The organism is Streptosporangium subroseum (assembly GCF_900188345.1).
GTDB lineage: Bacteria > Actinomycetota > Actinomycetes > Streptosporangiales > Streptosporangiaceae > Streptosporangium > Streptosporangium subroseum.
Window position 1 is genome coordinate 20,715 of sequence record NZ_FZOD01000035.1, and the last position, 26,313, is coordinate 47,027.

Consider the following 26,313-nt stretch of genomic DNA (forward strand, 5'->3'; position numbering starts at 1 on the left):
ACAGATGTGGCGCAGGTTTTCCAGCGGTCATCTCCGAATGTCATTTACAGACTCGCAAAAACCCCGTAACCCTCGCAGGCGATCACGCACGATCTGATTCGGGCCGTACATGCAAAAACCCCACCAATAGCGGATGTAAACACCGCTGGGGCATTGTGCTCGAAGGGAAAAACATGCGCTTGCACGCGCGGGCCAGGACACGGGCACTCATCGGAGCCGTGACTGCCGTGGTCGTCTCCACGACGCTCTTCGCCGGACCCGCCCACGCCGACCCACCCGTATCGGGAACCGGTGAGGACGGCGCCTGGTCGATCGAAACCGTGGAGGGTGGCTACAAGATCACACTTCGGCTCGCCGAGCCGCTCCCGGTACGGGACGCCATACCGGAACTCGCCGTCGACGGCGCCTCGCTCGGCCCCGCCGTGGAGTCGCCTGACGGTGCGACCCTGACGATCACCACGTCCGACCCCGACGCCTCCGCGGCGGCGTCCGTCAACGTGGCCTGGAACGGCGAGGTCCCCTCGGAGGCCGCCCCCACCGCGAGCATCGCCCCCAGACCGGCGCCTCTGCTGCAGAAGAGGCCGGGCATCTCCCCTCCATCGATCGACCCAGCGGCCCCCGGGCGCTACACGGTCGTCCACGACGAGTACAACCTCGGAGACACCGCCATCACCCTGGCGGGCCTCGGCGGCAGGCAGGCCGAGATCCGCGCGAAGGTGTACCTGCCGAAGGAGGCCGTCGGCAGGCTCCCCCTGGTCGTCTTCCAGCACGGCCGCCACTCCTCGTGCTACAACCCCGTCACGCGCCAGACGTCGAACAGCACCTGGCCGTGCCCGGCCGGGCAGCAGCCGATCCTCAGCTTCACCGGGTACGACGGCCCCGCCGACGTGCTCGCCAGCCACGGGTACGCCGTCGTCTCGGTCAGCGCCAACGGCGTCAACGCCGCCGACAATCCGTTCAGCGAGGACCGGGGCGCTCTCGCGCGTGGCGAGATCGTCATGCGCCACCTCGACCTGCTCGCCGACGCGACGAAGGGGACGGGCGACGCCAAGCTCGTCGAGCTTTTCAAGGACCGGCTCGACATGGACGACATCGGCCTGATGGGTCACTCACGCGGGGGTGAGGGCGTCGTCAAGGCCGCGCTGCTCAACGCCGGGCGCCCCAAGCCGTACGGGATCAAGGCGGTTCTCCCGCTCGCACCCACCGACTTCGCCCGGGCGACCCTGCCCAACATCCCGATGTCGGTCTTCCTGCCGTACTGCGACGGGGACGTCTCCAACCAGCAGGGCCAGCACTTCTACGACGACTCCCTGTACGCCTTCGAGAAGGACGAGGCGTTCCGCTCCTCGCTCATGATCATGGGAACGAACCACAACTTCTTCAACACCGAGTGGACCCCGGGCGTGGCCGTCGCGCCGGCGTCCGACGACTGGAGCAACCGGAACGACCCGGTGTGCGGCAGCACCGCCGCCCCCAGCCGGCTGACCCCGGCCGAGCAGTACGCGGTGGGTACGGCGTACATCGCCGGGTTCTTCCGTCTCGTCCAGGGCGGGGAGCACGAACTGCTCCCGCTGTTCGACGGCAGCGGAGCCGTTCCGGCGTCCGCCGGGCGTGCGGTCGTCCACACGGTCGCGCAGGCCGAGGCCGACAAGCGCGTCGACGTGGCTCCCTTCACGTCGCCGTCGTCGTCCTTCACCGTCTCGGGCGCGGCGACCGGCGTGATCTGCGCCGGCATGCTGGACCGCTCGCCGCAGAGCGGCGTGCCCACCTGCGCCACCAGGCTGACCACGTCGCAGGCGCCGTCCTGGACACCCGCGACGTACGCCGGGAACGTCACCGCCACACCGGTCCTGCGGTTCACCTGGACCGACACCACCGGCGAGGTGAGTGCCCCGCTGCCCGCGGGGTCGTGGAACGTCAACGGCTACGACGCGCTGACCTTCCGCGCCGCCCTCGACGAGAACGCGACGGGCAACGTCGACCTGGCGGTCACCGTCGTCGACGGTCGCGGCACGACCGACACCGTGCCGGTCTCCAGCGTGAGCGACGCCCTCACGCCGTTCCCCGGCACGGCCTCGCCGCTGCCCAAGGCGTGGCTGCGGACGGTGCGCGTCCCGATGTCGTCTTTCGACGAGGTCGACCTGCGTGACGTACGAGAGGTCCGCATCACCGGCGCGAGCCCGACCGGCGGCGTGTACCTGGGCGACCTCGCGTTCTCCGATGTCCGCGTGGGCAAGGCCGAGCTGGACGAGCTGCCCCAGGTCTCGCTCCAGGGTCTCACCGTCCCCGAGGGCGACGGTCCCGGCGTCGCCACCATGACGCTGACGCTGTCGGGGCGGAGCAAGAAGCCGGTGACGGTCAACGTCCAGTCGATCACCAGCGGCACCGCGCCGGTGATCACGGCGCTGGCCCGGCAGGTCGTCATCCCCGTCGGGGCCAGGTCGGCCACCTTCCAGGTGCCGATCGTGGGCGACACCGCACCGGCGACGGCCGAGCAGTCGTATCAGGTGGTCGCGTCGGTGCCGACGAACGCGACGATCGGGAGCGGCTTCACCCGCCTCGTCGTCACCGACGACGACGCGCTCTGATCTCAACGGGTACGGCTCGCCGGCCGTACCCGTCGCCGTGAGGCCGGCCGGTGCTTCGAGCCCTGCCCGGCGGTGAACACGAAGGCCGACAACCCTCGCCGACGAGCCCCATGGCTCGTCGGCGAGGGTTGTCCGGTGTCGGAACCGGTTCCGAGCCGTTTACATGCCCGGCCGTCTCGCGTGCCGATGGGGCGACGATCGAGATTCTTGAATCCCGCTCCGGATAACGTCCGGCTCAAGTCCCATGCGATGGGTTTGAAGCGGTACGAAATCAACGGTCCGGCGACTTTCGCGGAGTGGTCTCCGAAATCGGCCACCCCCCCCGGTGTTTCGCCTCGGGCGGCGTCCCCTCGATGACGAAGTGGACCGCTCCCGGGGGACCCCTCGGCCCAAAAGAGACAAACAGTACAAATGCAACGGTCCAGCAATAGAGCGCACATGCCGCCTACCTGCACATATTTGAAGATATCAACTCGTTACCTCGCAACAAGGTGCACACCAGTACACATGCATGTTACAAACCTCATTAGTTGATTGCGGAGACAAAAGAAAGGCGGTGACTCGCGTGACCCAGGAACACAACGTCACGCACGCGGCCGGCACCGCCTTACCGAGCAGCTCCCCCATGGTGCGTCAGACGAACCTCTCGCTGGTTCTACGCCACCTGCGTGACCACGCGTCCCAGTCGCGGGCCGACATCGCGGAGACGACCGGCCTGCACCGGGCCACGGTCTCCAACCTGGTGTCCGAACTGCTCGATCGGCAACTGGTCCGGGAGATCGGCACGGAGCACGTCGGCGCGATCGGCCGTCCCCGGCGACCCCTGGCCCTGCACGGCGCGCATGTCGGCGCGCTGGGTTTGGAGATCAATGTTGACTACATCTCGGTTCACGGGTCCGACCTCAGCGGCCGGGTCCTGGTGGAGCGCCGGGTCGGCTTCGACACGATAGCCGCCGGGCCGGATCGCGCACTGCGCATGCTCAGCCAGATGGCCCTGGATGCCGTCGAGGCGATGAAGCGGGCCGAGGCCGTCCCGGCCGGCCTCGGGGTGGCACTCCCCGGCCTGGTCGACGTGGCGCGCGGCGTTGTCACGTTCGCGCCCAACCTGGGCTGGCGCGACCTGCCGCTGGCGGCGCGACTGTCGGCCGCACTCAGCCCGTGGAGCGTTCCAGTGTCGGTGGACAACGACGCCAACCTCGCGGCCGTGGCCGAGCACACCTCCGGCGTCGCCGCCGGCACCTCCCATCTCGTCTACCTGACCGGCGAGGTCGGCGTGGGCGGCGGCATCTTCGTCGACGGCAAGCTGCTCCGTGGCGCGGACGGTTTCGCCGGCGAGGTCGGGCACCTGCCGGTCGACCCGGGCGGCGCTCTCTGCGGCTGCGGTCGATACGGCTGCTGGGAGACCAAGGTGGGGTTGGCCGCGCTCGTACGGATGGCCATGCCCGACCAGGTGTACCAGCCGGCCGACCTGCCGGTGTCCGATCCCGAGGAGCGCGCGACGGAGATCGCCAGGGGACTGGCGGCGGGCGACCCCCAGATGATGGACGCGGTCGCGCAGGTGGGGCGGTGGCTCGGGCTCGGCGGCTCGATCCTGGCCAACCTGTTCAACCCGCGGGTGATCGTCGTCGGCGGTTACTTCGCCACACTCGCCGAATGGCTGCTGCCCCACGCCCAGGCGGAACTGGAACGCCTGGTCGTGGCCCGCTCCGCCAACCACTGCCGGTTCATCGCCTCCGACCTCGGCTTCGGCGCCGCCTCACGGGGCGCCGCGAGCATGGTGGTCAACCGGCTCATCGACCACCCGACCATGATCATGGATCCACTACCCCGGCTGTCACCCATCTGACAAGCCCCCAAAAGCCTGGAGACGGCACCCTCCAGTTACCGCAGTACCCATCACCGCAGTACCCACCCCCCATGTAACAAATGGCACCGTGCGGCGGCGCGCGCTTTGCCTGACGCCCCCCAGTCAGGGAAGGAACTACCCCATGTCACCACGTTCTCGAACGTGGGCCGGGATCTCAAAGATCCTGCCGAAAACCGAAACCCGTTCCCTACGCCGGACGGCGGCGACGGTGGCCCTGGCCCTCGTCGCACCCCTGATGCCCCTCACATTCCTGACGTCGCCGGCGAACGCCGCCACCGACTACACCTCCGCCTCCAAGGCCCTGACGTCGTCGGCGAACGCCGCCGCCGATCCCGCCTTCAAGGTGCTGGTCTTCTCCAAGACCAGCGGCTTCCGGCACGACGCGATTCCCGAGGGAATCGCCGCCGTCCAGAAGCTCGGCCTGGAGAACAACTTCGCGGTCGACACGACCGAGGACAGCGCCCAGTTCACCGACGCCAACCTGGCGCAGTACCAGGCCGTGGTCTTCATGTCCACGACCGGCGACCCCGTGACCACGCCGGAGCAGAAGGCCGCCTTCGAGCGCTACATCGAGGGCGGCGGCGGCTTCGCCGGCGTCCACGCGGCCTCCGACAGCGGCTACAGCTGGGACTGGTACCGCAAGCTCGTCGGCGCGTACTTCAAGTCGCACCCGGCCATCCAGCAGGCGACGGTCATCACCGAGGACCTCGCCCACCCGTCGACCTCGCACCTGCCGACCTCGTGGACCCGTACCGACGAGTGGTACGACTTCCAGGCCAACCCGCGCAACACCGTGCACGTGTTGCAGTCGATGAACCAGAAGTCCTACACCGGCTCCACGCAGGGCATCGACCACCCGATCTCCTGGTGTCAGGACTACGACGGCGGACGCTCCTGGTACACCGGCCTCGGCCACACCAAGGAGAGCTACGCCGATCCGAACTTCCTGAAGATGCTCCTCGGCGGAATCAAGACCGCCGCGGGCGCCGAGAAGGCCGACTGCTCGGCCTCGCAGAGCGGCAGCTTCGAGAAGGTCACCCTCGACGACAACACGGCGAACCCGATGATGACCGACATCGCCAAGGACGGGCGGGTCTTCTACATCGACCGCCTGGGTGACGTCAAGATCATCAAGACCACCGGCTCGACCGTGACGGCGGCTCACCTGAATGTGTTCAACGCCAACGAGAGCGGCCTACTCGGCCTGGCGCTGGACCCGGACTTCGCCACCAACCACTGGCTGTACCTCTACCACTCACCGGCGAGCCCGAGCGTCGACCGGCTGAGCCGGTTCACCGTTACCGGCGACACGCTCGACTTCTCCAGCGAGAAGGTCATCCTCGACGTGCCGGTGCAGCGGGCCGAGTGCTGTCACCACGGTGGCGGCATGCTCATGGACCACAAGACCGGCGACCTGTGGCTGGCCACCGGTGACAACACCAACCCGTTCGCCTCGGACGGCTACACGCCGACCGACGAGCAGTCGGGCCGGTCCGCGTGGGACGCGCAGCGTAGCGCGGGCAACACCAACGACCTGAGCGGCAAGCTGCTGCGCATCACCCCGCAGGACGACGGCACCTACACCGTGCCGTCCGGGAACCTGTTCGCCCCGGGCACGGCCAAGACCAAGCCCGAGATCTACGGCATGGGCTTCCGCAACCCGTTCCGCATGGGCCTGGACCCGAAGACCGGCTTCCCGATGGTGGCCGACTACGGACCCGACGCCGGCTCCGCGAGTGCCACCCGCGGTCCGAAGGGCACCGTCGAGTGGAACCTGATCAGCAAGCCGGGCAACTACGGCTGGCCGTACTGCGTGGGCGACAACACGCCGTACATCGACTACAACTTCGCCACCAAGGCGTCGGGAGCGGCGTACAACTGCGCCGCGCCGGTCAACGACTCGCCCAACAACACCGGCCTGACCAACCTGCCCCCGGTGATCCCGGCGTCGATCCCCTACACCAGCTCCACCAACCCGAACGTCTTCCCCGAGCTCAACGGCGGCGCGCCGATGGCGGGCCCGGTCTACCGCTACGACGCCGACCTGCAGTCGCCCGTCAAGTGGCCGGCCTACTGGGACGGCAAGGCGATCTTCGGTGAGTGGAACACGAACAAGATGTTCTCGTTCCAGCTCAACGAGGCCGGCAACGCCCAGATCAAGATCAATCAGATTCTGAGCTCCTTGAGCTTCAAGCGCCCCATGGACATCAAGTTCGGTCCCGACGGCGCGCTGTACCTGATCGAGTGGGGCTCCGGCTTCGGCGGCGACAACGCCGACTCCGGCATCTACCGCGTCGAGTACGTCAAGGGCACCCGCCCGCCGGTCGCCCGCGTCTCCGCGGACAAGACCGACGGTCCGGCCCCGCTGACCGTGCAGTTCTCCAGCCAGGGATCGAGCGACCCGGACGGCAAGCCGATCACCTACGCGTGGGACTTCGACGGTGACGACACCACCGACTCGACCGACGCCAATCCCTCGCACACCTACACCCAGGCCGGGCAGTACAGCGCGGTCCTGACCGTCAGCAACCCGGACGGCCTCACCGGCACGGCGAACGTGCCGATCACGGTGGGCAACACCCGTCCGACGGTGACCCTCGAACTGCCGCCGAACGGCGCGTTCTTCGAGTTCGGCGACCAGGTGAAATACAAGGTCGTCGTCACCGACCCCGAGGACGGCGCGATCGACTGTGACGAGGTCAAGATCCAGGCGATCCTGGGCCACGACAGCCACGGTCACCCGCTCGACCAGCACGAGGGCTGCGAGGGCACCATCCAGACGCTGTCCGACAGCGGCCACGGCATCGACGACAACCTGTTCTACATCCTTGAGGCCACCTACGCCGACAAGGGTGGCTCGGGTAACGCCCAGTCGCTGACCGGGCGGGCCCAGGTCATCCTCCAGACCAAGCGCAAGCAGGCCGAGCACTTCTCGGCGACCGGCCGGGTCGCGGGCGGCACGGGCACCGACACCCCCGGCGTCCAGGCCGAGACGACCACCGACCCCCAGGGAGGCGCCCAGAACATCGGCTTCACCAACGACGGCGACTACTGGTCCTACACCCCGATCAACCTGGGCGGCATCTCCCAGGTACGGCTCCGCGTCTCCTCGGGCGGCGCCGGCGGCACCGTGCAGATCAAGACGGGTAACGCCGACACCGGGACCCTGGTGGGCTCGGTCGACATCGCGCCGACCGGCGGCTGGCAGACGTTCCAGGACGTCACGGTCGACCTGACCAACGTCCCGACGACGACCGGCCCGCTGTTCTTCATCGTGCGCAAGCCGGCGAGCGCGGCCAACGACGCCTACTTGCTCAACTTCAACTGGGTCGACTTCATCGGCCAGGGCGCCACCGACAACCAGCGCCCGACGGTGACCATGTCGGCGACCCCGGTCACGGGCATCGCCCCGCTGAAGGTCGACTTCACCTCGGCCGCCACCGACCCCGACAACAACACCCCGCTCACCTACAAGTGGAACTTCGGCGCGAACGGCTCGCCGGCGCCGACCACCGCCAACGCGAGCTACACCTACGCCGCGCCGGGCACGTACACCGCCACGGTGACCGTGACCGACGCCAAGGGCGCCTCGGCGAGCAAGACGGTCTCCATCAAGGTGGACCCGCCGAGCACCACCTGCTTCACCGGTCGTTCCGACGACTTCCTGGGCACCTCGCTGGACCGCAACCGCTGGTCGGTCGTCCGTGAGGACCAGAACCTGAGGGTGGCGGACGGCAAGCTCATCCTGCCGACGTCGCTGACCGACATCTACGGCACCGGCGCCGGCACCACGACCAACATCACGCTGCAGCCGCTGCCGCAGGGCGCCTGGACCGCCACCACCAAGGTGACGATGGTCGCCAACCAGCAGTATCACCAGGCCGGTCTGGTCGTGTACGGCGACGACAACAACTACGCCAAGATGGTGCTCCAGGGCCGGAGCGCCACCCCCGACCACGCCGCTCGTATCTTCCAGTTCATCCGGGAAGAGAACGGCGTGCCGAACGAAGTGACGGCGAGCAACACCGCCAACCTCGGTGACGCCTTCCCCGACACCTACTACGTCCGGTTCATGAGCGACGGCACCAACCTCACCGCTCACTACTCGGCCGACGGCACCACCTTCACCGCCATGCCGGAGACCAAGGCGCTGGCCGGGATCACCAACCCGCGCATCGGTCTCATCTCGTTCGCGAACAACGGCACCACCAAGCCGATCATCGACGCCGCGTTCGACTGGTTCCACATCACGCCCGACGACACCGCCACCGCGGCGACGCCGAGCGACGAGTTCAACGGCACGTCCCTGGACGGCTGCCGCTGGAACGCGATCGTCCGTGGCGACTCCTCGGCCGCCCGGGTGACCGGCGGCAACCTGGAGCTCGACACCACGACGGGCGACATCTTCGGCACCGGCAACACCGGTCCGAAGAACTTCATCCTGCAGAACGCGCCGAGCGGCGACTGGACGCTGGAGACGAAGGTCGACGGGTCGGCGCTCAACGAGCAGTACCAGCAGGGCGGCCTGATCGTCTACACCGGTGACGACGACTACGTGAAGCTCGACTACGTCGCCGACAACACCGCGGGTTCCGCGGTGTCGCGGCGGATCGAGCTGCGCAGCGAGGTCGGCGGAACCGTCCTGGATCCGCAGCCGCAGGTCGGCTCGCTCACCCAGGGCGTCTGGTACCTGCGTCTGAAGAAGGAGGGAACCAGCTTCAAGGGTTCCTACTCCTCCGACGGCACCACCTGGACGGAGTTCGCGCAGGCGGTGACCAACACCGCCGTCGGCAACGGCAAGATCGGTGTGTACACCATCGGCACCGCGCAGCAGGCGTCCAAGACGGTCAAGTTCGACTACTTCCGCCTCACCGGTGGCGGAACGGCCGACTCGACCGCGCCGGTGACCACGGCCACCCCCGACCCGGCCCAGCCGGCGAACGGATGGTTCACCAAGCTGATCCTGGTCACGCTGGCCGGCGCCGACGAGGCGCAGGGCAGCGGCGTCAGCAAGACCGAGTTCCAGCTCGACAACGGCGCCTGGACCACGTACCTGGAGCCGGTGGTCATCACCGGTGACGGCAACCACACCCTGGCGTACCGTTCCGTCGACAAGGCGGGCAACGTCGAGGCGACCAAGACGCTCGCCGTCAAGGTCGACGCGACCGCACCCACCACGACGGCGGACTTCCTTCCGGTCAGCCAGACCACCGTGCCCGTGACCCTCGCCGCGGCGGACGCCACGTCCGGCGTGGAGAAGATCGAGTACGCCCTCGACAACGGCGACTGGACGCCCTACACCACGACGGTCAACGTCACCGGTGCAGGCGACCACGAGCTGCGCTACCGCGCCACCGACAAGGCCGGCAACGTCGAGGAGACCAAGGCCGCGACCATCAAGATCGAGGACGGCGCCACCGAGCCCACCATCCTCATCTCCGGGGTCGCGGACGGCACCCAGTACGGCGACAGCCAGGACCTGACCATCGCCTGGGAGGTCACCGGAACCGGGATCAAGACCGTGACCGGCAAGCTGGACGACCAGCCGTTCACGTCCGGGACCGTCCAGCAGCTCCACAAGCTGGCCCTGGGCGACCACACGCTCACCGTCACCGTCGAGACCAACTCCGGCGGTACGTACGAGCAGTCGGTCGCGTTCAAGACGGTCACCTCGACCGACGACATCTCCGCCCTGATCGAGCGCTTCGAGGCGGCCGGGCAGCTGTCGGCCACCGGTGCCGCGAAGCTCCAGGACAAGATCTCCAAGGTCATGGTGTCCGAGGACAAGGAGCGCGAGCGCGACAAGAAGAAGATCGTCAAGAAGCTTGAGCGCTTCATCGAAGCGGTCAACGACCCGAAGATCGTCTCCAACCCGGCGGTGAAGGCCACGTTCATCCGTGACGCCAACGCCCTGATCGTCGAGAACGGCGGCACGCCCGTGTAAGTGGGGCCACGGCCCCGACCAGGGGGTGCCGGGCTCAGCCCGGCACCCCCGATGGATCCGTAGTCGGGGTGCCCCATGACACGGGGCACCCCGTTTCGCACTTCGGTGACGGCGGGCACCTTCCGGACCCGCCGTCACCGAACCCGGAAGGGAGTCACGACTCGTGAACAAGGTCCTGAGATACGCCGCGGCCATCCTGCTGGCCGGGCTCGGGCTGCTGCTCGGCGCCCCAGCCGCCTCCGCCGCGCCCGGCTCACCCATCGCCCTGGAGGTCGCCGGGGACGGCGGCCGCAACGTCAACGTGCTGTTCACCTGGAAGAAGGACGGCCGCCCGGTCACCGACATCGTCGCGGCGACCCTGTTCGCGAAGGCGCCCGACGGCCGTACTTTCGGCCCGATCCCGCTGAAGTCGGCGCCCGAGGGCCAGAACCTCTACAACGCGGCCGAGCCGCTCCCGGCGGGTGAGTGGAAGGTCACCGTGACCGCCACCAAGCCCACCGAGGCCCGCAAGTCGGCGACCGTGAAGGCACAGGACATCGTGCTCCCCGCGGCGGCCGCGCCGGCGTCCAGCACAGTACGGGCCGCGGCACTGGCCGAACGCGCCCAGGAGGGCTCCTCGGACCTGCCCCTCAAGATCGGCATCATCGCCGTCGCCGTGGTGGCCGCCATCGCGATCATGTTCGTGCTTGTGCGCCGCCGGAACGTGTCCGGCTGACCCGCGGGCCGGAGAATCACCGTGCCCCGCCCGGGGCACGGAAAGCTACGCTCTACGTACTCTCCGGCAATGACCTTCTATCCCCTCCTCCGATCCCACGGCGGCCGAAAGCGCGGTGTGGTGCGCCGGGCCGTGAGCCACAGCTCGGCGGAGGTGCGCAGGTCCGGCCGGGGCCGCCGGACAGCACAAGCACCCAGGAGGGTTCGACAACGGCTCGGGCGGGGCGACCACGTCGATCACGTTCGCCACCAACCGGAACCGTTCGCCCCTGTCGGCGAGTCCGACCACTGTCGCGGGGCCGGGAACGGCATCGAATACCAGCTGTCATGACCTACGGTTGCCAAGTCGTAACTTCAGTGAAATTTTCACTTGCGCAGGCGCCGTTAGATGATCTCTCTCCGGACGAATGTCCAGGCGGGAAAGCATGCCGACGGCAACGCCCAGGTCGGCGAGGACCGTGGCTCGTTGACGCCGGTCGACCAGTCGGATGTACTCCGCGACATCACCCTCTCGGAATCAGGCCCTGGAGATCTGGAACCCTAAATGTTAGCGATAACAATTTTTGCGGCATCAGGGCTCCGTGCTGCGCATCGACCCGATCGTTGTCTCGTCGAGCGTCGCGGACCGGCAGGACGCCGCCTTCCGGGCAACTTCATGATCGACATGTTAACGCTAACAAGTTCTTGAAGGGAGAACCATGCGACCCACCAGACGAAACCGCCTGCGCGTGCTGATCGCCGTCCTCACGTCGTTCGTGCTCACCAGCGCCCTGCTCACCCTCGCCACCCCCTCCGCGACCGCGGCGACCGTCGACACCAACGCCTGGTACGTCCTGGTCAACCGGACCAGCGGCAAGGCGCTGGACGTCTACAACCTGGCCACCAACGACGGCGCCCGCATCACCCAGTGGGCCCGTAACAACGGCAACCAGCAGCAGTGGCAGTTCGTCGACTCCGGCGGCGGCTACTACCGCGTCAAGTCCCGCCCCTCCGGCAAGGTCCTGGACGTCAACAACTTCTCCACCGCCAACGGTGGCACCATCGTGCAGTGGGCCGACCTCAACGGCACCAACCAGCAGTGGCGCCTGGCCGACTCCGACAGCGGTTATGTGCGCCTGATCAACCGCAACAGCAACAAGGCCCTGGAGGTCCAGGGCGCCTCCATCGCCGACGGCGCCAACATCGTCCAGTACGACGACTGGGGCGGCGGCAACCAGCAGTGGCAGTTCGTCCAGGTCGGCAGCGGACCGAACCCCACACCGACGCCGACGCCGACCGGCACGTGCGCTCTTCCGTCGACGTACCGCTGGACCTCGACGGGCTCACTGGCGAACCCGAGGTCGGGGTGGGTCTCGCTCAAAGATTTCACCACCGCCCCCTACAACGGCCGGCAACTCGTCTACGCCACAACGCACGACACGGGCACGACCTGGGGCTCGATGAACTTCGGCCTCTTTACCAACTGGTCCGACATGGCCTCGGCCAGCCAGAACACGATGTCCTCCTCCACCGTCGCACCCACACTCCTCTACTTCGCCCCGAAGAACATCTGGGTACTCGCTTACCAATGGGGCGGGACCGCATTCTCCTACCGAACCTCCAGCGACCCCACCAATCCCAACGGCTGGTCATCGCAGCAGGTCCTCTTCTCCGGAAGCATCACCGGCTCCGGAACAGGACCCATCGACCAGACACTCATCGGCGACAACACGAACATGTACCTGTTCTTCGCCGGCGACAACGGCAAGATCTACCGAGCCGCCATGCCCATCGGAAACTTCCCGGGCAGTTTCGGCACGACATCAACCGTGATCATGAGCGACACGACCAACAACCTGTTCGAAGCCGTTCAGGTCTACAAGCTTCAGGGCCAGAACCGATACCTCATGATCGTCGAGGCGATCGGCTCACAGGGCCGCTACTTCCGCTCCTTCACGGCCACCAGCCTGAACGGTACGTGGACACCCCAGGCCGCAACCGAGAGCAACCCCTTCGCCGGCAAGGCCAACAGCGGCGCCACCTGGACTAACGACATCAGCCACGGCGAACTGATCCGCACCAACCCCGACCAGACCATGACCGTCGACCCCTGCAAACTGCAGTTGCTCTACCAGGGACGCAGCCCCGGCTCCGGCGGCGACTACGGCCTCCTGCCCTACCGGCCGGGCCTGCTGACCCTACAGCGCTAACGGCGTGACATAGGCCCGGCTCGGGTGCTCCTGACGTTCACCGCAAAGACGTATGCCCCATCGGGTGAGCGTCGTCACGGCACGTGATCAGGACCGGGTGGAGTTGGAGCGGCGGGCTCGGCGCACGGCCGAGCCCGCCCGGGCCACGCAGAAACGTCAGCGCTCACATGGCGACGGAATGCGGGGTCGGGCACACGCTCCCCAGCCTGAGGTCCACCCCTTGGAAGGATCACCACGAGATCCGCACCCTCACTCCGCCTGCCCTGGCGCATGGGCTCGTTGCCCCAGACCGACTCCCCCTGCTGATCGCCCCCCGAACCGCCCCGGACGTGGCGAACACGTCGAAGAACGACGACTCGAACGACTCCCTCCCGCGAGTTGAGGGGCGCTCGTCGCAATCTGTGCGTATACGTTTCCGGAATGGAGTTGTTCACCCCGACCCTCGACTGGGGCTCTGAGCTCTGGGCATCGCTGGTGTGGATCGCCATAGCCTGGGCGATCGCCGCGATATGCACCTTGGCGGTCCTCGTGCTGATCGGCCTCTTCACGACGTGGGGCAGGCAGTTCTGGCGCATCACCGGCGCGTACTTCACCGGTCCGGGGAGCGTCAAGGTCTGGCTCTCGCTCAGCGCCATGCTGTTGTCGGTGGTCACCGGCGTCCGGCTGAACGTGCTGTTCAGTTACCAGGGCAACGACATGCTGTCCAGCCTCCAGGTCGCGGTTCAGGGCATCGCCGTCGACAACGCTTCGGTGAAAAGCTCCGGCGAACACGGCTTCTGGATGTCCCTGTGGACCTTCTGCGTCCTGGCGGCGATACACATCGCCCGGCTGCTGCTGGATCTGTTCCTGCTCCAGCGGTTCGTGCTGGCCTGGCGCGTCTGGCTCACCGACAGGCTGACCGGAGACTGGCTCGACGGTAAGGCCTACTACCGGTCGCGATTCATCGACGGCACCATCGACAACCCGGACCAGCGTATTCAGTCCGACGTCGACGTGGTCACCGCCGGATACGGGCCTCTGCCCAACCTTCCGAGCAACGGGGGGACGTCCAGCACGCTGTTGTTCGGCGCGATCTCCGCGGTCACCTCGATCGTGTCGTTCACGGCGATCCTGTGGAATCTCTCGGGCAGGCTCTCCATCTTCGGGGTCGACATCCCCAGGGCGATGTTCTGGATCGGGCTGGTCTACGTCCTCATCGCCTCCGTCATCGCATTCTGGATCGGCAAGCCGATCATCTGGCTGGCCTTCAGAAACGAGAAGTTCAACGCGGCATTCCGTTACGCCCTGGTGCGCCTGCGCGACGCGTCGGAGGCGGTCGCGTTCTACCGCGGCGAGCTCGCGGAGCGCTCAGGGCTGCGGCGCCTGTTCACTCCCGTCGTCGCCAACTACAAGCGGTATCTGAACAGGACCATCGGCTTCAACGCCTGGAACTACTCGATCAGTCAGAGCATCGTGCCCCTGCCCTATCTCCTGCAGGCGCCGCGGCTGTTCGCCGCCGAGATCCGCCTCGGCGATCTCACCCAGTCGGCGTCGGCGTTCAACGAGATCCAGAGCGGTCTCTCGTTCTTCCGGAACGCCTACGACGCCTTCGCCGGCTACCGGGCGGCGATCATCCGGCTTCACGGTCTGGTCATCGCCGACGAAGAGGCCAGGGCGCTGCCGGAGGTGACGACGCTGCCCTGCGTCGACGGGACGGTTCAGCTCGAGGCCGTCGAGGTCCGCACCCCCGATGGACAGCAGTTGATCAAGCCGCTCGACATGCGGCTCGACGTGGGTGACACGTTGGTCGTCACCGGGCCGTCCGGCAGCGGCAAGACCACGTTGTTGCGCAGCCTCGCCGAGTTGTGGCCGTTCACCAGCGGCACGCTGACCCGGCCGTGCGGACCCAACGAGACGATGTTCCTGTCGCAGCTGCCCTACGTACCGTTGGGCGACCTGCGCGCTGTCGTCACATATCCCGGCAAAGAAGGCACCACCGATGACGAGACCCTGCGCGGCACGCTGCGTAAGGTAGCGCTGTCGCACCTCGCGGACCGGCTCGACGAGGTGCAGGACTGGGCCAAGGTGCTCTCCCCGGGCGAACAGCAGCGGATCGCGTTCGCACGGATTCTGCTGACGAAGCCGAAGGTGATGTTCCTCGACGAGTCGACCTCTGCGTTGGACGAGGGCCTGGAGTTCGTCCTCTATCAATTGGTGCGGTCAGAACTGCCCGACACCATCGTCGTCAGCGTCAGCCACCGCTCGACGGTCGAGCAACACCACGCCCACGAACTCAAGCTGCTCGGTGAGGGGGAATGGCGCTTCGGCCCGCTGGGAGACGACGAACCGGAACCCGCTCCGGCGTGACACGGGCCGGCTTGCACGCGGAGCCGAGCGCCGGCAGCGGGTCCGCCCGATCGCCGGTGTCGCCGGTCAGGGCTGGATGTTCTCCAGATCCTCCAGAAGGTTCGGGTGCTTCGGCTCCCAGCCGAGCGCCTGCCGGGTGTGGGCGCTGGACGAGGGCTGGTCGGTCATGAAGATCGGGCCGAGAGTGCCGTAGGTCTCCGACGGCACCGGCTCGACCGGCAGGCCCAGCCGTCGGCCGATGACCGCGGCGATGTCAAGCAACCTGTCTCCCTCGTCGGCCACGGCGTGCCAGGAGCTACCGGCCGGCGCCTGCTCCAGGGCGAGCCGGAAGAGGACGGCCGCGTCGAGCGCATGCACGGCCGGCCAACGCTGTGCGCCGTCGCCCGGGTAGCCGGACACCCCGCTCTGGCGTGCGATACCGGTCAGCATTCCGGCGAACCCGCCCGTGCCCCGGTTGTGAACCGTGCGCGGCAGGCGTACGGCCGTGCTCCGGACTCCGCGCGAGGCCAGACCCAGGACCGCCGTGACCGCGCGGCCACGACCACCGACCGGCCCGTCGGTATGCAGCGGGTCGGCCTCGGTGGAGGCGCGGCCCGGCACATAGGGCGTACCCGAGGCGGTGACGAAGGGGCGGTCGCTGCCGACGAGTTCCTCGCCGAGGGCCGCGAGGGCGGCGCTTTCCTCGGCGACCGCCTTTGCGAGGGCGTCGGAGCTGCTGAAGTCGTTGCTGAATGCCAGGTGGATGACCCCGTCGGCCTGGGCAACGCCGGCGCGAAGGACGTCCAGGTCGGCGAGAGCTCCCCGGAGCGGCTCGGCGCCGGCCGCCTCGACGGCCAGCGCGGACGCGTCGGAGCGGGCGAGGGCGAGGACGGTGTGGTTGTTGCCGAGCAGTTCGGCGACGACGGCGGAACCGATCAGACCGGTGCCACCAGTGACAAAAACGCGCATGGAACTCTCCCGAAACGATGGGACTGTTGTCCCATCACTCTAACAGGGTGATGGGACAATTGTCCCATCGCGTATGATGGACCCATGGGTCGATGGGAACCAGGGGCGCGCGAACGTCTTGTCGTGGCTGCCGTCGACCTGTTCACCGAGCAGGGGTACGACGCCACGACGGTCGCGCAGATCGCCGAGCGCGCCGGGGTCACCAAAAGCACCTTCTTCCGGCACTTCCCCGATAAGCGCGAGCTGCTGGTGGCCGGGCAGGAGACGCTGAGCCGACTGCTGGCCGAGGGAATCGCCGAGGCGCCCGATGACGCCAGCCCGCTCGAGGCGGTCGCGGCCGGTCTCGAGCGCGCCTCGAGCGCGATGGGCGCCATGAATCGGGAGCTCGCCCCTCGCCTGAAGGCGGCCGTCGCCGCCAGCACCGAGCTTCAAGAGCGTGACGCCCTCAAGAGCGTCAGCCTCGCTGCTGCGATGACAACCGCTCTGGTCGCCCGCGGCGTACCCGATCCGACCGCGGCTCTCGCGGGCGAGCTGGGCGTTCTCGCCTTCAAACGAGGGTACGTCGAATGGTCCGAGGGCGACCGTGACGCCAAGGACGAGCTCGCCGGTTACGTCCTGGCGGCCCTGGGCGAGCTGCGTACGGCGAGCGCATCGCTGGGCTGACCGGACAAATCTCACCCGCTCATCGACTGCTCGCGCATCGACCCATCGCTCGTCAGATCGCCTATTACGGCGCCTCACCGGACGGCGTCGGCGAGGCGGGTGGCGAGGTCGCGGATGTGCGCAATCAGTTCGGGTGGTTCGTGAACGGTGAGGGGGAGGTTGAACAGGCCGAGGTAGAGCGCGAGTTCGTCGAGTGAGTTCGACCCGGTGTGCAGGAGGCAGCTGTGCAGGTCGACGGACTCTATGACGCCGACGGTCGGGGGAATCCGCTCAGCCGCCGCCTCAGCCGCGACGTGTACGGTGATGTGCGCCCGATAGCGGTAGGCCGCGGTCGAGACGCCGCGTGACAGATACGCGGCGAGGTCGATGTCGGGCGCCTCACGCGGGGTGAAACGGGGACCCGTCGGGATGCGGGGCGCCAGCCGGTCCATCCGGTACGTGCGCCAGCCGGCGCGCTCGAGGTCCCAGGCGATCAGGTACCACCGGCGGCCGGTGTGCACGAGGCGGTGGGGCTCGGTTGTACGGACCGACGCCCTACCGTCGTGGCCGCGGTAGTCGAAGCGGAGCCGTTGGTGGTCACGGCAGGCCACGGCGACGGCGGTCAGGACCTCGGGTTCGACGGTCGGGCCGGCGGCGGGGACGGTCACGGTCACCGAGTGCAGCAGGGTGACCCGGTGGCGCAGCCGCGACGGGAGGACCTGTTCGAGCTTGGTGAGCGCGCGTACGGATGCCTCCTCGATGCCGGCCACCGTGCCGGTTGCGGCGATGCCCAGCCCGATGGCGACGGCGATCGCCTCGTCGTCGTCCAGGAGCAGCGGCGGAAGTTTCGCACCGGCGCCCAGCCGGTAGCCGGCCACGCCCGGGGTGGCGTGAACCGGGTAACCGAGAGTACGCAGCTTGTCGACGTCCCGGCGGACGGTCCGCACGTCGACCTCGAGGCGCTGGGCCAGGTCGGCCCCGGTCCAGTCGCGGGGTGTCTGCAGCAGGGACAGCAGGCGCAGCAACCGCGCCGAGGTTTCCAGCATGCGCTCAAGCCTGCCCGCAGGCTAGGACAGGAGCTGTCCGCTTCGATCCCTACGGTCGGCCCCATGAGTGAAGACATCACCCCGTTCCGCATCGATATCCCGCAAGAGCAGCTCGACGACCTGCACGACCGGCTCGGACGTACTCGGTGGCCCGTCGCGCTGCCGGGCGACGACTGGGACACCGGCGTCCCGACAACCTGGCTGCGCGAGCTGGTCGATTACTGGCGCACCGGCTACGACTGGCGGACCGCCGAGGCGCACCTGAACGCGTTCCCGCAGTTCATGACCGTCATCGACGACCAGCGAATCCACTTCCTGCACGTCCGCTCGCCGGAGCCGACCGCGTTCCCGCTGGTACTGACACACGGCTGGCCCGGCTCGGTGGCGGAGTTCCTCGACCTCCTCGGGCCGCTGACCGACCCGGGGGCACACGGCGGCGACCCGGCCGACGCGTTCCATGTTGTCATCCCGTCGCTACCCGGCTTCGGCTTCTCCGGGCCGACCGCCGACAGCGGCTGGGACACCGATCGCATCGCCCGTACCTGGGCCGAGCTGATGAGCCGGCTGGGCTACGAGCGGTACGGGGCACAGGGTGGCGACATCGGCGCCTCGGTCAGCCCGCAACTGGGCCGGGTGGCTCCGGACCGGGTCGCGGGCGTGCACGTCAACGGCGGTGCCACGCTACCGCCGCTGCCGCTGCCCGACGAGGAGCTCGCCGCTCTGTCGGAGCTCGAACACGACCGGCTCCGCCGGATCGAGGCATTCCAGCAGGAGGAATTCGGATACATCGCGATCCAGGCGACCCGGCCGCAGACTCTGGCCTACGGCCTGACCGACTCTCCGGTCGGACAGCTCGCCTGGATCATGGACAAGTTCCGGGAATGGACGCACCCGCGATCCGTACTGCCCGACAAGATCATCGGCCGGGACCGGCTGCTGACGAACGTGATGATCTACTGGCTCACCGGCACGGCCGGCTCGGCGGCGTACGTCGGCTACGCGCAAGCCTCCGGCTGGGGCGTGAGGTACCCGAACTCCGGCGTGCCCACCGCGTCGATCGTCTTCGCGCACGACGTCGCCATCCGTCGTTACGACGAGACGGCCAACACCATCACCCGGTGGGTCGACGTCGACCGGGGCGGCCACTTCGCCGCGCTGGAGGAACCCGCCCTGTTGACGGCCGACATCCGGGAGTTCTTCCGCGACCTGCGCTGACCGCGGTCCCGCCAAGAGGGACGCGCCATGCGGCCCGGATCGCCCCGTCGGTCCGGACCGCATGGCCGATACCTGGGCGTTTTCGATGACGGCCCATCCGGGTTGCGGCCGCCGCTGTCCGCTACGCGTTCGAAGCTTCGAGCGCTCCGAGCATGCCTCTTCTGGCGCCCGCGGTCATCCGTGCTTGTTCGTCGAGCCCGTCCCGGTCTCCGGTGGCCTGTGCGCGGGTCGTTCGGATGCCGAGGGCGCTTGCCTCGGCCTGATAGCGCGCGGTGGCGCGAGCCGCGGCCCGGCCTGCGCGCCGGCGCACGTCCCGCCTCCAGCGACGACGTTCTCCCAGATTCGCGAGGAGCGCGACCTCTTCGGGGGCGATGTGCCCGTCGCGCGCGAGAGCCGGTAGGGCCTCGGTGATCACCTTGCCCTCTCGGCGGCGTAGCACGAGCGCCAGGATCACCATGGCGAGGAAGACCGGCACCATGACGGCTCCGTAGATCTTGTAGATCAGGAACGGATCGCTTGCGGCGAGCCCCGCCCAGTCCCATACCCCGTGCAGGACGATCGCGACGAGCAGGCCGGCGATCGGAAGACCGATGCGCGCCCCGCCGCGGTGCTTGTTCACGGACGCGGCGATACCCAGCCCGAACACGGAGACGAAGAACGGATGCATGAACGGCACCAGCACCACTCGCAGGAAGAAGGTGATCCCGAGTACGGCGATGGCCTTCGCATCGGATGTGTCCGATGCGGCGAAGGTGGTGACGGCGCGGCCGAAGTAGAGGATGTTCTTCGTGAACGAAAAGCCGGCGCCGACGAGTCCCGCGTAGACGATGCCGTCGAGCAGACCGGTGATCCGCCTCCGGCGATGGATCAGCAGCCACACCAGGAACAGGCCCTTGAAAACCTCTTCGGTGACCGGGGTGATGATGAGCGGGCGAACCCACGCACCGACGTCGGTGCCCATCGTGCTGTCGACGACGGCCTGCAGTCCCGCCTGTGACCAGATCGCGCAGAAGGCGGCGATCGACGCTCCCCACGCGAACGCCGAGGCGAGAGAGCGCGGGCGTTCGCGCTCCCAGCGGTCGAGCCACAGGAAGACGCCCACGATCGGCAGGATGACCAGGGCGGACAGGGGCAGGCCGGCAGTCAACGACCGACACGCTGATCACTACGATGCTCGATCTCTACAACCCGGCACAACTCGACGTGATCGTGCGCATCTGGAAAACCGCGGGTCTGATCTGAGGCCGCTCTCCAACAACGGGAGCCCACCGCGCACGCAGAGCGCAACCACATCACGGTCTGGGATACCCCGCATGATCTACTGAACGGCCCACCCGGTGCTGCGCCCGGTGCGCACGCCCAAGCTGGGCGACCCGCGCGTGATCCGGCACCGCAGGCTTGGCCCGGGCGGGGTGGGTGCGCCGCTCAAGCTCGCCGAGCGCGAGCCCAGTCGCGATTCTCGCGCACGACGGTGAACCCGGCCGATCGATAGAGCGCCACCGCGGCGTCGTTTGTGGACGGTGTCGCGACGGCGACCGCGCTCGCACCCCGATGGGCGAGAGCCGCGCACGTGCCCAGCACGGCATCGCGCCCATAGCCGTGCCCGCGATGGTCCGGATGGGTGCCGACCGGCTCGAGCAGCCCGCACCTGCCCACACCCGCGAACCATCCGGTCGCGGCGGCTGCGGGCTCCCCCGCGGGCGTGCGCACGAGCGCCTCCACGGCCGACCCGCCCGCCGGCGACCGCTTCATCGTGCGCCAGCCCTCGACGGTGAACGTGGATCCCGTGAAGGCGGACCGCTGCACCAGCACCCGGTCGGCCGCACCGGCCTCACCGACCGGCTCGGCGCGGCTCGACACCGGCCGCGGGGTCCAGGACATGACGAGCCAGGACTCCTCCTGGTGGAGCTCCCACCCGGGCACGGGCAGACCGTCGGACCAATCGTTGCCGGGCACGAGCAGCTCCTCGGCATCGACCGCGAGCGCCCCGAGATCGGCGCCGGGCGCGGCGGTCACGCGCAGCACGGGGCCGTCGAGGAAGCCGACCGCCACCGGTGCCACAGCATCGGTCCAAAGAAAAACGGCCGCGTCGTCCAACCGCAGATACCACCCCACGTCTCCGGGGTGGAGGCCGCCGCCCGGGGCGTCGACCGGCGTCCACTCGCACAGCGCGCGCAACGCTGGGCCGGTTTCGGCGGGATTCAGGCGGTGCCGCGCGAGTGAGATCACAGACGGCAGACTAGCCAGCGCGCCGCGGTGTCTCAAAGGCTTTTCAACCAGCCGCCGAACCGCTCGCCCGCCTCGGCCGTGGGCGTGCCCGGGCATTGGTGATCTGCTGGAGGACAAGGAAGCCGGTGCGTGTCGACGCCGACGTCCCGCGGCGGCACCGGGCCTGTCGGGCGGCCGTCACTGATGCGGGATGTCGACGCCGGCCGCGCGCAGGTTCGCCTCGACCAGCGCGTTCAACCGGGCGATGGACGGCTCCCGGTCTTCCCGGTGGTGGTTGACCAGTCCGTACCGGGCGGCGGCGTCGGACCGGTTCCGAAACCCGGTCGGCATCGCCGGCACCACACGGTTGGCCAGCAGCTTGTCGGCCAGCGCGGATGCCAGTTCCTCGATTCGAGGGTCGTCGGGATCCCAGGACCTCGCATCCCAGCCGCGCTTGGTCAGCTCGACGAACTCGGGGTCGTCGAGCGAACGTTCGAGCTGGGTCAGAAAATTGTCGTAGATCTCCGGAATCAGCGCCCGGGCCAGCACCAGAGCCTCCCGTTGACCGGCCACGTAGTCGGGGCTGAAGCCGAGATCGGTGAGTCGGTCCAAGACCGCGCAGGCCCGGTCGGGCAGCAGGGCTCGGTCGCCACGATCGAGCCGGTGCAGGGTGTCGCGACGCGCGACCAGGTCCTCGATCCGTTCGGTGAGCCGGCGATGGACGTCGTCCAGGGCGGCGGAGAACCGCTCGGGATCGGCGTCGAGCAGGTCACCGATCTCGGCCAGCGGCACGCCGGCCCCGGCCAGGGTTCGGACCTGGACCAGCCGGAGCAGGTCGGCCGACCGGTAACGGCGGTAGCCGGAACCGTCCCGTTCCGGCTCGGTGACCAGGCCGAGCCGGTGATAGTGCCGCACGGTCTTGATCGTGACGCCGACGAACGCCGCCGCCTGACCGATCGTGAGTCCGTCTGCCATCGGCTCAGCGCACCTCCAGATCGTGGGCGGTCGCGGTCTCGCGAATCACGCCGGCGACGGCCCGGAAGTCCTTGCGCAGGATCGGGCCATGGTCGCCGACGACCTTCGCGCTCACCGTGAGGTGCGGGTTGCGGGCGATCACAGAGGCGAGGATAGCGCGCACCTGTTCCAGCTCATCACCCTCGTCGCCGAGGCCGGCACCCGAGCGACCACGTACCGCACCGGGACGGTCAACGTGCCGAGGACCGGGCCAAGGGGTGTGGGCCTCGAGGTCGATCTCGGCGTTCCGGCCGGTGCGGACCGCGGTCAATGCCTGATCCAGGCCGGGGACGCTTGCGATCGGCGCCGCCCAGCGATGATCGCGACAGGGGTTGACCTTGACCTTAGGTCAGGGTGAACGCTCATCGTATGGCCGCCTCGAAGGGGCCGGTGGCCACCGGGGCCGCCGTTGCGCTTTCGAGCCGTGCCGAACACCCACTGTCGCGAGATAAGGAATGACCATGGGCGAGTCCCTCCACACCATCGAGGACACCGCTGCCGGGCAGGATCGCCCGGAGTTGCAGAAGGCCATCCAGGAGATCGTCGATGCCGGTTTCGCCGGGGTGCAGCTGCGCGTGCATGATGAGCGGGGCGAGTGGGTCGGCAGCGCCGGAGTGCGCAAGCTGGGCGAGACCGCCAAACCGCCGACGGACGGCCACTTCCGGATCGGCAGCAACACCAAGACCTTCGTCGCGACCCTGGTCCTGCAGCTGGTGGCCGAGGGCAAGGTCGGGCTGGACGCTCCGGCGGATGACTACCTGCCCGGGTTCGGCCTGGACCGCCAGATCACGGTGCGGATGCTGCTGCAGCACACCAGCGGGGTGTTCAACTTCACCGGCGAGCTCTACCCCGACGGGACGATCGTGCCGGGAATCCCCTGGCAGGGCCAGGAGTACGTGGACGGCCTGTCCCACACCTACCAGCCGGAGGAGTTGGTACGGCTGGCGTTGTCCAAGCCGGTGAGGTTCGCGCCGGGAACCGACTGGAGCTATTCCAACACCAACTACGTGCTGGCCAAGCTGCTGATCGAGAAGGTCACCGGCCGCTCACTCGCCGAGGAGATGCAGCGGCGGATCCTGGGGCCGCTCGGGCTGTCGGGCACCGTGGTGCCGGGCGCCTCGCCGGAGATCCCCGAGCCGCACTCCCACGGCTACTACCGGTACGAGGATGCCGGCCAGTGGAAGGTGGTCGACGTCACCCGCATGAACCCCTCCTGGGTCTCCGCCGCCGGTGACATGATCTCGACCACCGAGGATCTCCACACGTTCATCGCCGCGCTGACGGGCGGCAAGCTCATCCCGGCCCCGCTGCTGGCCGAGATGTGCAAGCCGTACCCCAAGATCGGCTATGGCCTGGGGGTGTTCGTGCAGGAGACGGACTGCGGCGGCACCGTGATCACCCACAACGGCGGCTTCTTTGGCTGGGGGGCGCTGATGTACAGCACGCCCGACGGCGGTAGGACCCTGACCGCCTCGCTGACCAGCGGGGACGCCGCGCTCGACTTCGCCGCCACGGCCGAGGCGTTCCAGAAGGCCCAGCAGAGGTTCGTCAAGGAGGTGTTCTGCGGCGGGCAGGCCGGATCGGCCGACCAGGCGGCCGAGCCGACGCAGCCGACGGGCTGATCACCTCGGGCCCGTACACCCTGAAGGCGGGCTCCGTACGGTCTCGCATCAGGCAGAGACGCTCGGCGCGGCTCGGGCCGACCGGAGGCGGAAGGGGTGTCCGGCCGGGCCGGCGTAGCCCTCTGGCCACTCCGGGGGGACATGCCCCCTGGATCACGAACAGGACGTCGTGGCCCGAAGCTCGACGACCCGATCCAGCGTTTACCGCACAGGTGGGCAAGAAGGATGACCGGCTCCTGCCGAAGCCGGTCATCCCGGCAGGGGCGTGTGATGGGCCACCACGTCCTCACACGCAGTGGCCGTGACCGGCGCATGCGATGCACGCCCGAAAGGAGCCCGCAGGCATGGGCCCGCGGTCACTCCCCGGCCGCTTGGAGGAAGATCTGCGCCAGTTCGCGAGGCCGGGAGAACATCGGCCAGTGGCCGGTGTCCATATCGACCAGCCGCCAGTGCTTGCCGGTCAGCAGCTCGGCCACGCCGGAGCCGGGCCCGGCTCCGGCGAGCAGGCATTGGATGTACGTCGCCGGGAGTTCGTCAAGTGGCCGTGACAGCACAGCGGGCTCGGTAAGCGTGGCGCCCGGGTGCGGCGTCGAGCCGGCCACGATCCGTGCGATCTGCTCATCGGTGAGGCCCTGGCCGTCGTAGTGGGCTGCGGTCACGAGCGGCCAAAATCCTCCGTTCTCGGCGATCGATGCCTTCACCATCGCCCCGCCGTCCGGCCAGGCGGAGACGAACGCCTCGCCATCGGCCGGAAGGCTGGAATCGACGAAGACCACGTGGGCCAGCCGGTCACCGATCCGCTCCGCGGCCTGACCGACCGGGATGCCCGAGTAGCTGTGACCCACCAGGACGACGTCGCGCAGATCCCGGTCTTCGACCTCGTCAACGATGTCCTGGACGTGGGTCTGCTGCCCAGCCGGCACACCCGCTTTGTCGGCAAGACCGGACAGCGTCAACGGGTGAGCGCCCTGGCCGGCTGCGCGCAGATACGGCACCACCTCGTCCCATGCCCACGCCCCGAGCCTCGCGCCTGCAACCAGTACAAAATTCGCCATGGCTGCACCGTAACGGAGCAGCCTGACAATCGCCCGTCCTGAAGACACTTTCGATACGCACCCTGGTACCGCTGACGTCGTACGGGCTCTCCAAGGCCTCCTGTTGACGGCGGTCGCGAAAATGGATGGATCTTGTGGGTGGTGGTCGCCTAGTTTGGATTCTCACTTCAACGTGAGGACTTCGCGCGCATGACGCCGCCTGCTCTTTAGACCTGACACTTCCTGCGCATTGGTCGCCGACGACGCCGTCGGCTCTGTTTTCCGTGCTCTTCGTCAGGTCTTCAGAGAGATCATGTCTTCACATCCTCATATCGTGCTGCCCTGGGCGGTGCGGCGCACCCGCCTGCCCCTGCTCGTTCTCCGGTGCGTGGCCTGCCCTTCCGACCGCGCCACCATCGGCCACGGCAGGTTCCGCGTCAACGCCAACGGCAAACTTCTCGACGTCTGGCTCCTGGCCAACTGCGCTTCCTGTGGCCGGACCAACAAGCTCACCGTCCACGATCGCGTCCCGGTCCGTTCACTGCCCGCCGACCTTCTGGCCGGTTACTCGGACAACTCGCCTTCCCTCGTCGTGGACACCCTTCTCGACCCGTTGATCGCCCGCCACAACCGGTTCGCACTCGATTGGGACGGGTGCTGGGAACTCCACGCACCTCCCCTTGCCGAGGGGCCATGGCCCCTTCAGATCACGGTCACCTTCGACGATCCCGTACCAGTCCGTCCCGAACGGCTCATCGCTCATGGATTGGGCATCAGCCGTAATGAGATCGCTCACAGAGTCAAGATCGATATCCCGCTGAACCGCACGACGAAACTGGATTTCTCATTCGTCCTGGTGTGGTCGGTTCAATAGGCCCAAGCGTCGGTGCGACGCTCTCCGCCAAGGCAGAACACGGCTGTGCCGTGTTCTGCCTT

The 26,313-nt window shown here is 68.2% G+C and carries 18 protein-coding genes; 10 read left to right on the forward strand and 8 right to left on the reverse strand.

From position 1 onward, the window contains the following. Window positions 1-173 precede the first annotated feature (173 nt). The 4 genes from CHC08_RS28885 (at window position 174) to CHC08_RS28900 (ending at window position 11,114) form a co-directional block, all read left to right on the forward strand. Window positions 174-2,588 carry an alpha/beta hydrolase gene (locus CHC08_RS28885; RefSeq protein ID WP_143653382.1) on the forward strand — a complete coding sequence of 805 codons (2,415 nt, stop codon included), beginning with the start codon at window positions 174-176 and terminating at the stop codon, window positions 2,586-2,588. Window positions 2,589-3,213: 625 nt separating this feature from the next. Then, complete coding sequence (locus CHC08_RS28890; protein ID WP_089210581.1) at window positions 3,214-4,434, forward strand: ROK family transcriptional regulator; 1,221 nt, start codon at window positions 3,214-3,216, stop codon at window positions 4,432-4,434. Between the two features lie 142 nt (window positions 4,435-4,576). Continuing rightward, window positions 4,577-10,399: a ThuA domain-containing protein gene (locus CHC08_RS28895; protein ID WP_089210532.1), complete on the forward strand. Its 5,823-nt coding sequence runs from the start codon at window positions 4,577-4,579 to the stop codon at window positions 10,397-10,399. A 163-nt stretch (window positions 10,400-10,562) separates the two neighbouring features. Next, window positions 10,563-11,114, forward strand: a complete 552-nt coding sequence (locus CHC08_RS28900; protein ID WP_089210533.1) for a hypothetical protein — start codon at window positions 10,563-10,565, stop codon at window positions 11,112-11,114. 45 nt (window positions 11,115-11,159) lie between these two features. Here the strand turns inward: CHC08_RS28900 and CHC08_RS53000 are convergent, their stop codons facing one another. Further along, window positions 11,160-11,435 (reverse strand): hypothetical protein, encoded by a 276-nt coding sequence (locus CHC08_RS53000; RefSeq protein WP_089210534.1) that lies wholly within the window; start codon window positions 11,433-11,435, stop codon window positions 11,160-11,162. Between the two features lie 376 nt (window positions 11,436-11,811). Here CHC08_RS53000 and CHC08_RS28910 point away from each other — a divergent pair, with 376 nt between their 5' ends. Together CHC08_RS28910 and CHC08_RS28915 are read left to right on the forward strand one after the other, a co-directional pair. Next, complete coding sequence (locus CHC08_RS28910; RefSeq protein ID WP_089210535.1) at window positions 11,812-13,302, forward strand: non-reducing end alpha-L-arabinofuranosidase family hydrolase; 1,491 nt, start codon at window positions 11,812-11,814, stop codon at window positions 13,300-13,302. A 420-nt stretch (window positions 13,303-13,722) separates the two neighbouring features. Further along, window positions 13,723-15,648 (forward strand): ABC transporter ATP-binding protein/permease, encoded by a 1,926-nt coding sequence (locus tag CHC08_RS28915; RefSeq protein WP_089210536.1) that lies wholly within the window; start codon window positions 13,723-13,725, stop codon window positions 15,646-15,648. A gap of 66 nt (window positions 15,649-15,714) precedes the next feature. On the opposite strand, the gene CHC08_RS28920 is transcribed toward CHC08_RS28915, so the two are convergent. Then, window positions 15,715-16,596, reverse strand: coding sequence for an SDR family oxidoreductase (locus tag CHC08_RS28920; protein WP_089210537.1), 882 nt, complete (start codon window positions 16,594-16,596; stop codon window positions 15,715-15,717). An 84-nt stretch (window positions 16,597-16,680) separates the two neighbouring features. Between CHC08_RS28920 and CHC08_RS28925 the strand changes: the two genes are divergently transcribed. Further along, window positions 16,681-17,259 (forward strand): TetR/AcrR family transcriptional regulator, encoded by a 579-nt coding sequence (locus CHC08_RS28925; RefSeq protein ID WP_089210538.1) that lies wholly within the window; start codon window positions 16,681-16,683, stop codon window positions 17,257-17,259. Between the two features lie 74 nt (window positions 17,260-17,333). On the opposite strand, the gene CHC08_RS28930 is transcribed toward CHC08_RS28925, so the two are convergent. Further along, on the reverse strand, window positions 17,334-18,284 hold the full coding sequence (locus CHC08_RS28930; RefSeq protein WP_089210539.1) for a helix-turn-helix transcriptional regulator: 951 nt from the start codon (window positions 18,282-18,284) through the stop codon (window positions 17,334-17,336). Window positions 18,285-18,347: 63 nt separating this feature from the next. On the opposite strand from CHC08_RS28930, the gene CHC08_RS28935 reads away from it, so the two are divergent. Then, window positions 18,348-19,499 carry an epoxide hydrolase family protein gene (locus CHC08_RS28935; protein WP_089210540.1) on the forward strand — a complete coding sequence of 384 codons (1,152 nt, stop codon included), beginning with the start codon at window positions 18,348-18,350 and terminating at the stop codon, window positions 19,497-19,499. Between the two features lie 121 nt (window positions 19,500-19,620). Here CHC08_RS28935 and CHC08_RS28940 read toward each other — a convergent pair whose 3' ends face one another. The 4 genes from CHC08_RS28940 to CHC08_RS28955 all read right to left on the reverse strand — a co-directional run bounded on the left by CHC08_RS28940 (window position 19,621) and on the right by CHC08_RS28955 (window position 22,992). Continuing rightward, window positions 19,621-20,646: a PrsW family intramembrane metalloprotease gene (locus tag CHC08_RS28940; RefSeq protein WP_089210541.1), complete on the reverse strand. Its 1,026-nt coding sequence runs from the start codon at window positions 20,644-20,646 to the stop codon at window positions 19,621-19,623. Window positions 20,647-20,924: 278 nt separating this feature from the next. Further along, complete coding sequence (locus CHC08_RS28945) at window positions 20,925-21,728, reverse strand: GNAT family N-acetyltransferase (RefSeq protein WP_089210542.1); 804 nt, start codon at window positions 21,726-21,728, stop codon at window positions 20,925-20,927. A 177-nt stretch (window positions 21,729-21,905) separates the two neighbouring features. Continuing rightward, the gene (locus CHC08_RS28950) at window positions 21,906-22,682 is read right to left on the reverse strand and encodes a MerR family transcriptional regulator (protein ID WP_089210543.1); all 777 of its coding nucleotides are present in this window, start codon (window positions 22,680-22,682) and stop codon (window positions 21,906-21,908) included. A 4-nt stretch (window positions 22,683-22,686) separates the two neighbouring features. Beyond that, the gene (locus CHC08_RS28955) at window positions 22,687-22,992 is read right to left on the reverse strand and encodes a hypothetical protein (protein ID WP_089210544.1); all 306 of its coding nucleotides are present in this window, start codon (window positions 22,990-22,992) and stop codon (window positions 22,687-22,689) included. A gap of 190 nt (window positions 22,993-23,182) precedes the next feature. On the opposite strand from CHC08_RS28955, the gene CHC08_RS28960 reads away from it, so the two are divergent. Next, window positions 23,183-24,343 (forward strand): serine hydrolase domain-containing protein, encoded by a 1,161-nt coding sequence (locus CHC08_RS28960; protein WP_089210545.1) that lies wholly within the window; start codon window positions 23,183-23,185, stop codon window positions 24,341-24,343. Window positions 24,344-24,699: 356 nt separating this feature from the next. Here the strand turns inward: CHC08_RS28960 and CHC08_RS28965 are convergent, their stop codons facing one another. Beyond that, the gene (locus CHC08_RS28965) at window positions 24,700-25,398 is read right to left on the reverse strand and encodes an alpha/beta fold hydrolase (RefSeq protein WP_089210546.1); all 699 of its coding nucleotides are present in this window, start codon (window positions 25,396-25,398) and stop codon (window positions 24,700-24,702) included. Window positions 25,399-25,711: 313 nt separating this feature from the next. Between CHC08_RS28965 and CHC08_RS28970 the strand changes: the two genes are divergently transcribed. Next, the gene (locus tag CHC08_RS28970) at window positions 25,712-26,251 is read left to right on the forward strand and encodes a DUF1062 domain-containing protein (protein ID WP_245878627.1); all 540 of its coding nucleotides are present in this window, start codon (window positions 25,712-25,714) and stop codon (window positions 26,249-26,251) included. Window positions 26,252-26,313 lie beyond the last annotated feature (62 nt).

Bases quoted from the DNA above. Each gene is read 5' to 3' on its own strand.
- CHC08_RS28890 (WP_089210581.1), top strand. From the start codon at position 3,214: ATGGTGCGTCAGACGAACCTCTCGCTGGTTCTACGCCACCTGCGTGAC.
- CHC08_RS28925 (WP_089210538.1), top strand. From the start codon at position 16,681: ATGGGTCGATGGGAACCAGGGGCGCGCGAACGTCTTGTCGTGGCTGCC.
- CHC08_RS28965 (WP_089210546.1), bottom strand. From the start codon at position 25,398: ATGGCGAATTTTGTACTGGTTGCAGGCGCGAGGCTCGGGGCGTGGGCA.
- CHC08_RS28910 (WP_089210535.1), top strand. From the start codon at position 11,812: ATGCGACCCACCAGACGAAACCGCCTGCGCGTGCTGATCGCCGTCCTC.
- CHC08_RS28930 (WP_089210539.1), bottom strand. From the start codon at position 18,284: ATGCTGGAAACCTCGGCGCGGTTGCTGCGCCTGCTGTCCCTGCTGCAG.
- CHC08_RS28950 (WP_089210543.1), bottom strand. From the start codon at position 22,682: ATGGCAGACGGACTCACGATCGGTCAGGCGGCGGCGTTCGTCGGCGTC.
- CHC08_RS28895 (WP_089210532.1), top strand. From the start codon at position 4,577: ATGTCACCACGTTCTCGAACGTGGGCCGGGATCTCAAAGATCCTGCCG.
- CHC08_RS28915 (WP_089210536.1), top strand. From the start codon at position 13,723: ATGGAGTTGTTCACCCCGACCCTCGACTGGGGCTCTGAGCTCTGGGCA.
- CHC08_RS28885 (WP_143653382.1), top strand. From the start codon at position 174: ATGCGCTTGCACGCGCGGGCCAGGACACGGGCACTCATCGGAGCCGTG.
- CHC08_RS28960 (WP_089210545.1), top strand. From the start codon at position 23,183: ATGGGCGAGTCCCTCCACACCATCGAGGACACCGCTGCCGGGCAGGAT.
- CHC08_RS28935 (WP_089210540.1), top strand. From the start codon at position 18,348: ATGAGTGAAGACATCACCCCGTTCCGCATCGATATCCCGCAAGAGCAG.
- CHC08_RS28920 (WP_089210537.1), bottom strand. From the start codon at position 16,596: ATGCGCGTTTTTGTCACTGGTGGCACCGGTCTGATCGGTTCCGCCGTC.